Origin of the sequence: Serratia sp. TMDUHS_CL, assembly GCF_037137105.1 — a bacterium.
In the GTDB taxonomy this organism is placed as follows: Bacteria; Pseudomonadota; Gammaproteobacteria; order Enterobacterales; family Enterobacteriaceae; genus Serratia; species Serratia nevei.
This window is the reverse complement of the sequence record NZ_JBBBDV010000019.1, coordinates 92,088-98,790: the sequence shown is the minus strand read 5'-3', so window position 1 is coordinate 98,790 and position 6,703 is coordinate 92,088. Positions and strand designations below refer to the sequence as shown.

General features: G+C 58.0%; 4 protein-coding genes, 1 tRNA gene and 1 rRNA gene. All 6 read left to right on the top strand.

Annotation, left to right across the window (positions count from 1 at the left end):
- Positions 1 to 8: 8 nt before the first annotated feature.
- Positions 9 to 84 (top strand) — tRNA-Thr (locus WCL58_RS24415).
- Positions 85 to 129: 45 nt separating this feature from the next.
- A 5S ribosomal RNA gene (gene rrf, locus WCL58_RS24410) occupies positions 130 to 245 on the top strand.
- Positions 246 to 626: 381 nt separating this feature from the next.
- Complete coding sequence (gene metA / locus WCL58_RS24405; RefSeq protein WP_049201551.1) at positions 627 to 1,556, top strand: homoserine O-acetyltransferase MetA; 930 nt, start codon at positions 627 to 629, stop codon at positions 1,554 to 1,556.
- 374 nt (positions 1,557 to 1,930) lie between these two features.
- Positions 1,931 to 3,529 (top strand): malate synthase A, encoded by a 1,599-nt coding sequence (aceB, locus tag WCL58_RS24400; protein ID WP_049201549.1) that lies wholly within the window; start codon positions 1,931 to 1,933, stop codon positions 3,527 to 3,529.
- 41 nt (positions 3,530 to 3,570) lie between these two features.
- Entirely contained in the window at positions 3,571 to 4,878 is a 1,308-nt protein-coding gene (aceA, locus tag WCL58_RS24395; protein WP_147840679.1) for an isocitrate lyase, read from the top strand.
- Between the two features lie 69 nt (positions 4,879 to 4,947).
- Entirely contained in the window at positions 4,948 to 6,702 is a 1,755-nt protein-coding gene (aceK, locus tag WCL58_RS24390) for a bifunctional isocitrate dehydrogenase kinase/phosphatase (RefSeq protein WP_336851718.1), read from the top strand.
- Position 6,703: the final 1 nt, after the last annotated feature.

Below are 6,703 nucleotides of genomic sequence, written 5' to 3'. Positions count from 1 at the left end.
TTAAGCGTGCTGATATGGCTCAGTTGGTAGAGCGCACCCTTGGTAAGGGTGAGGTCCCCAGTTCGACTCTGGGTATCAGCACCACTTTATTTAAAGTGGGTTTAGAAGTTCGGCAGAAAAAAGAATTTGCTTGGCGGCAATAGCGCGGTGGTCCCACCTGACCCCATGCCGAACTCAGAAGTGAAACGCCGTAGCGCCGATGGTAGTGTGGGGTCTCCCCATGCGAGAGTAGGACACTGCCAAGCATCAAATAAAACAACAAGCCTCATGCGAAAGCATGGGGCTTTTTGTTTTGTCTGTTATTTGGTGTTCTGCTCGAGCATGGGCATGCGAAAGGCCCGTCGGGAACGGGCCTTAACGCCGCGTGCGGCGGCCCCGCAGGGGAGAGTCTCAGGATGAGACGAATACTGTAGGACACTGCCAAGCATCAAATAAGCCAAGAGGCCATCCGAAAGGATGGCCTTTTTGCTTTTCAGTCCCTTTACTCCCCCTCCTCATATCTTGGCGCAGAGCGCGCAATGAAACATTTTCACCTTTCCGCCGAATGCTCGACATCGACGGAAAAAAACGCTATCTTCGGGCATCTAGAAGTCTAAACGTATAAATGGATGTGTGAGGGTTAAGCAATGCCGATTCGTGTTCCTGATGAGTTACCTGCGGTCAATTTCTTGCGCGGTGAGAATGTCTTCGTGATGACATCCTCGCGGGCAAAAACACAGGAAATCAGGCCACTGAAAGTGCTGATCCTCAACCTGATGCCAAAGAAGATCGAAACGGAAAACCAGTTTTTGCGCCTGCTGTCCAACTCGCCGCTGCAGATTGATATCCAGCTGCTGCGTATCGATAGCCGCGAATCGAAGAACACGCCGGCCGAGCATCTGAATAACTTCTACTGCGACTTCGAGGATATCCAGAACGAGAACTTCGATGGTTTGATCGTTACCGGCGCGCCGTTGGGGCTGGTCGATTTCTGCGATGTTGCCTACTGGCCGCAGATCGAGCGCGTGATCGACTGGGCCAAGCACCACGTTACCTCCACGCTGTTCGTGTGCTGGGCGGTACAGGCGGCGTTGAATATTCTGTATGGCATTCCCAAGATGACGCGCGAGGTGAAGCTCTCCGGCGTTTATCCGCACCAAACGCTGCAGCAGCATGCGTTGCTGACACGCGGCTTCGACGAAAGCTTCCTGGCGCCGCATTCACGCTATGCCGATTTCCCGACCGAGGTGATTCGTCAATATACCGACCTGGATGTTCTGGCCGAATCCGAGCAGGCCGGCGCCTACCTGTTTGCCAGCAAGGACAAGCGCCTGGCGTTTGTCACCGGCCATCCGGAATACGATACGCTGACCCTGGCAGGAGAGTATTGTCGCGATAACGAAGCCGGCCTCGATCCCGCCGTTCCACTCAACTACTTCCCCGATGACAACCCCGCACTGACACCGAAAGCCACCTGGCGCAGCCATGGCCATCTGCTGTTCTCCAACTGGCTCAACTATTACGTCTACCAGATCACGCCGTATGATCTGCGCCATATGAATCCGACGCTCGACTGATTTTTTCTGCTCGCCGGCGGCTGAATCGAGGCCGCCGCGCCGTTGATCCTCTGAACGATCCTCTTTTTCTCCGTCACACCTCCTTAAAGTCCATTGTTAAACAAGGCGTTAGCGCATCTTTATCACTCTGATGGAAGCGATTTCCTTACCTGTCATTATTGTTATTTTATCTAACCAATTGATAATAAAGTGTTAATAAAATATTTAATAATAAAATGGAAATGGTTTTTGATTTTTATTTTTTGTTGAGTATTCTTAGAGCTATCGGGATGAGATCTGACCAGTTGAGGATCGTTTCATCCACCCTGATCCACAGTGATTTCTGATGAAAATGCGCCGGTCGCGCGAGCGCAACGATGGGAAGGAGCAAGGTCATGACACAACAGATAGCAGGCACGGAGTTAAGGTTTACGCAGGGTTTCGCCGCAGCGGAGCGCCAGGTGTTGACCGATGAAGCGGTTGAATTCCTGGCGGAACTGGTGGGGAAATTCACGCCGCGGCGCAACGAGCTGCTGGCGGCGCGTGTCCGCTGGCAGCAAAATATCGATCGCGGCGAACTGCCGGGATTTATTTCGGAAACCACTTCCATTCGTGAAGGTGACTGGCAGATCCGCGGCATTCCACAAGATTTGCGTGACCGCCGGGTCGAGATCACCGGGCCGGTTGAGCGCAAGATGGTGATCAATGCGCTTAATGCCAACGTAAAAGTATTCATGGCGGACTTCGAAGACTCGCTGGCGCCAAGCTGGGACAAAGTCATCGACGGCCAAATTAACCTGCACGATGCGGTTAACGGCACCATTTCCTACACCAATGAAGCCGGCAAAATCTACCAGCTGAAACCGAACCCGGCGGTATTGATCGCTCGCGTGCGCGGCCTGCATTTGCCGGAAAAACACGTGCTGTGGCGTGATGAAGCCATTCCCGGCGGCCTGTTCGATTTCGCGCTGTACTTCTACCACAACTATCGCCAGCTGCTGGCCAAGGGCAGCGGCCCGTATTTCTATCTGCCGAAAACCCAGTCCTGGGAAGAGGCGGCCTGGTGGAGTGATGTCTTCAGCTTTACCGAGGATCGTTTCGATCTGCCGCGCGGCACCATCAAAGCGACCGTGCTGATCGAAACCCTGCCGGCGGTGTTCCAGATGGACGAAATTCTCTACCACCTGCGCGACCACATCGTCGGCCTGAACTGCGGCCGCTGGGATTACATCTTCAGCTACATCAAAACGCTGAAGAATCATGGCGATCGCGTGCTGCCGGATCGTCAGTCGGTGACCATGGAGAAACCTTTCCTCAGCGCCTATTCGCGTCTGTTGATCAAAACCTGTCACAAGCGCGGCGCGTTCGCCATGGGCGGTATGGCGGCGTTTATCCCGAGCAAAGACGCCGAGAAAAATGACTGGGTGTTGAATAAAGTACGGGCGGACAAAGAGCTGGAGGCCAGCAACGGCCACGACGGCACCTGGGTGGCGCACCCGGGGCTGGCGGATACGGTGATGGAGGTATTTGGCAAAGCATTGGGCGATCGCCAAAACCAGCTGGAGGTGCTGCGTGAGCAAGACGCGCCGATCAGCGCCGCACAGCTGCTGGCACCGTGCGACGGCGAACGCACCGAGGCGGGGATGCGCGCCAATATCCGCGTGGCGGTACAGTACATCGAAGCCTGGATCTCCGGCAACGGTTGCGTGCCGATTTACGGTTTGATGGAAGATGCGGCGACGGCGGAAATCTCCCGTACGTCAATCTGGCAGTGGATCCACCACGAGAAGAGCCTGAGCGACGGGCGTCCGGTCACCAAGGCGCTGTTCCGCCAGATGCTGCAAGAAGAGATGTTGGTGGTGCGTGAAGAAGTGGGGGAAGCGCGCTTTAACGCCGGCCGGTTCGAAGAGGCGGCGCGCCTGATGGAGCGCATCACCACGCAAGATGAATTAATCGATTTCCTGACGCTGCCCGGCTATGAGCTGCTGGCCTGAGTTTTCCCAATTAACCCTACACGACTGAAAGGATAAAAATTATGTCTACCTCTCGCTCTCAACAGATCCAGCAGCTGGAACAGGAATGGAAATCGGCCCGTTGGGACGGCATTACCCGCCCTTACAGCGCCGAAGACGTGATCAACCTGCGCGGTTCGGTCAACCCGGAATGCACCCTGGCGCAAAACGGCGCCGCCAAACTGTGGGCATTGTTGAACGGCAAGGCGCGCAAAGGCTACGTGAACTGCCTGGGCGCGCTGACCGGCGGCCAGGCGCTGCAGCAGGCCAAAGCCGGCGTCGAGGCTATCTACCTGTCCGGTTGGCAGGTGGCGGCGGACGCCAACAGCGCGGCGGCCATGTACCCTGACCAGTCGCTGTATCCGGTGGACTCGGTGCCGAAGGTCGTCGAGCGCATCAACAATACCTTCCGCCGCGCCGATCAGATCCAATGGGCTAACCAGATTGAGCCGGGCAGCAAAGGCTACACCGATTATTTCCTGCCGATCGTCGCCGATGCGGAAGCCGGCTTCGGCGGCGTGCTGAACGCCTTCGAGCTGATGAAAGCGATGATCACCGCCGGCGCCGCCGGGGTGCACTTTGAAGACCAGCTGGCGGCGGTGAAGAAATGCGGCCATATGGGCGGCAAAGTGCTGGTGCCGACGCAGGAAGCGATCCAGAAACTGGTCGCCGCGCGCCTGGCGGCCGACGTGCTCGGCGTGCCGACGCTGGTGATCGCCCGTACCGACGCCGATGCGGCCGACCTGCTGACGTCCGATTGCGATCCGTATGACAGCGCCTTCGTTACCGGCGAGCGCACGGCGGAAGGCTTCTTCCGCACCCATGCCGGCGTCGAACAGGCGATCAGCCGCGGCCTGGCTTATGCCCCTTACGCCGATATGGTGTGGTGCGAAACCTCAACGCCGGATCTGGATGCCGCTCAGCGCTTCGCCGACGCCATTCACGCCAAATACCCGGGCAAGCTGCTAGCCTACAACTGCTCGCCGTCGTTCAACTGGAAGAAAAACCTCGACGACCAGACCATCGCCCGCTTCCAGCAGGCGCTGTCGGACATGGGCTACAAGTATCAGTTCATCACGCTGGCGGGGATCCACAGCATGTGGTTCAACATGTTCGACCTGGCGCACGCCTATGCGCAGGGCGAAGGGATGAAACACTACGTCGAGAAGGTGCAGCAGGCGGAGTTCGCCGCGGTGGATCGCGGTTACACCTTCGCGTCGCACCAGCAAGAGGTGGGCACCGGCTACTTCGACAAAGTCACCACCATCATTCAGGGCGGCGCTTCTTCGGTCACCGCGCTGACCGGTTCGACGGAAGAACAGCAGTTCTGATGCGGCAAGCTTGAAGACGTTTCACCGGAGCCTGCATGCGCAGGCTTCTTTTTCTGGCGGGGGGTAAGGATGGCGGCAAAACTGGAGTTGTTGATCGCACAGACGATCCTGCAAGGCTTCGATGCGCAGTACGGCCGTTTTCTGGAAGTGACCGCCGGCGCGCAGCAGCGCTTCGAGCAGGCGGACTGGCCGGCGGTGCAGCAGGCGATGAAAAAGCGCATCCATCTGTACGACCATCACGTCGGCCTGGTGGTGGAGCAGCTCAAATGCATCACCGGGCAGAAATATTTCGACGCCGACTTCCCCAGCCGGGTCAAAGCGGTCTATATCGACCTGCTACCGGACTATCCGCGTTTCGAAATCGCCGAAAGCTTCTTTAACTCGGTCTACTGCCGGCTGTTCAAGCACCGCGATCTGACGCCGGACAAGCTGTTCGTCTTCAGTTCGCAGCCGGAGCGGCGCTTTCGCGATATTCCGCGTCCGCTGGCGCGCGATTTCACGCCCAATAGCGATCTGCCGGCGATGCTGCGCAGCGTACTGAGCGATCTGCCGCTGCGGCTGCCGTGGGAGGATTTGACGCGCGATATTCGCTACATCACTCAGGCGCTGCAACGCGCCTTCAGCGCACAGCAGCTGGCGGGGGCAACCTTCCAGATCGCCAACGAACTGTTCTACCGCAACAAGGCCGCCTGGCTGGTCGGCAAGCTGCGCCTGGCCGACGGCGTTTATCCGTTCTTGCTGCCTATCCACCACAGCGAATCGGGCGCGCTGTTTATCGACGCCTGCCTGACCGGTAAGGCTGAGGCCAGCATCGTCTTCGGCTTCGCCCGTTCTTATTTCATGGTCTACGCGCCGCTGCCGGCGGCGATGGTGGAGTGGCTGCGTGAGATCCTGCCGGGCAAAACCACCGCCGAGCTGTACATGGCGATCGGCTGCCAGAAGCATGGCAAAACCGAATGCTATCGCGAATACCTGACCTTTATGGCGCAGTCGCAGGAGCAATTTATCATCGCGCCGGGGGTGAAGGGCATGGTGATGCTGGTGTTCACCTTGCCGTCTTTCGACCGGGTATTCAAAGTGATCAAGGACGAGTTCGCCCCGCAAAAAGAGGTGACGCAGGCGCAGGTGATGGCCTGCTATCAGCTGGTGAAAGAGCACGATCGCGTCGGGCGCATGGCGGATACCCAAGAGTACGAGAATTTCGTCGTCGACAAGGCGCGCCTCAGCCCGGCGCTGTTGGCGGAACTGCAGCGCGAAGTGCCGGGCAAACTGGAAGATCTCGGCGATCGCATCGTGATCAAGCACCTGTATATGGAACGGCGCATGACGCCGCTGAACCTGTATCTGGAGCAGGCCAACGATCAGCAGATGCGCGATGCGATCGAAGAGTACGGCAATGCCATCAAGCAGCTGGCCGCCGCCAATATCTTCCCCGGCGACATGCTGTTCAAGAACTTTGGTGTGACGCGCCACGGGCGGGTGGTGTTCTACGACTACGACGAAATTTGCTACATGACCGAGGTTAACTTCCGCGACATTCCGCCGCCGCGTTATCCGGAGGACGAGCTGGCCAGTGAGCCGTGGTACAGCATCGCGCCCAATGACGTGTTCCCGGAGGAGTTCCGCCACTTCCTGTGCGGCGATCGGCGCATTCGGCAGGTGTTTGAGGAGTTGCACAGCGATCTGTTTACCGCTGAGTATTGGCGCGGGTTGCAGCAGCGCATCCGCGAGGGGCACGTGGAAGACGTGTTCGCTTACCGCAAGAAGCAGCGGTTCAGCCAGCGCAGCGGGGCGGCGCTGCCGGCCGCCACCGCTGCGATGTAAA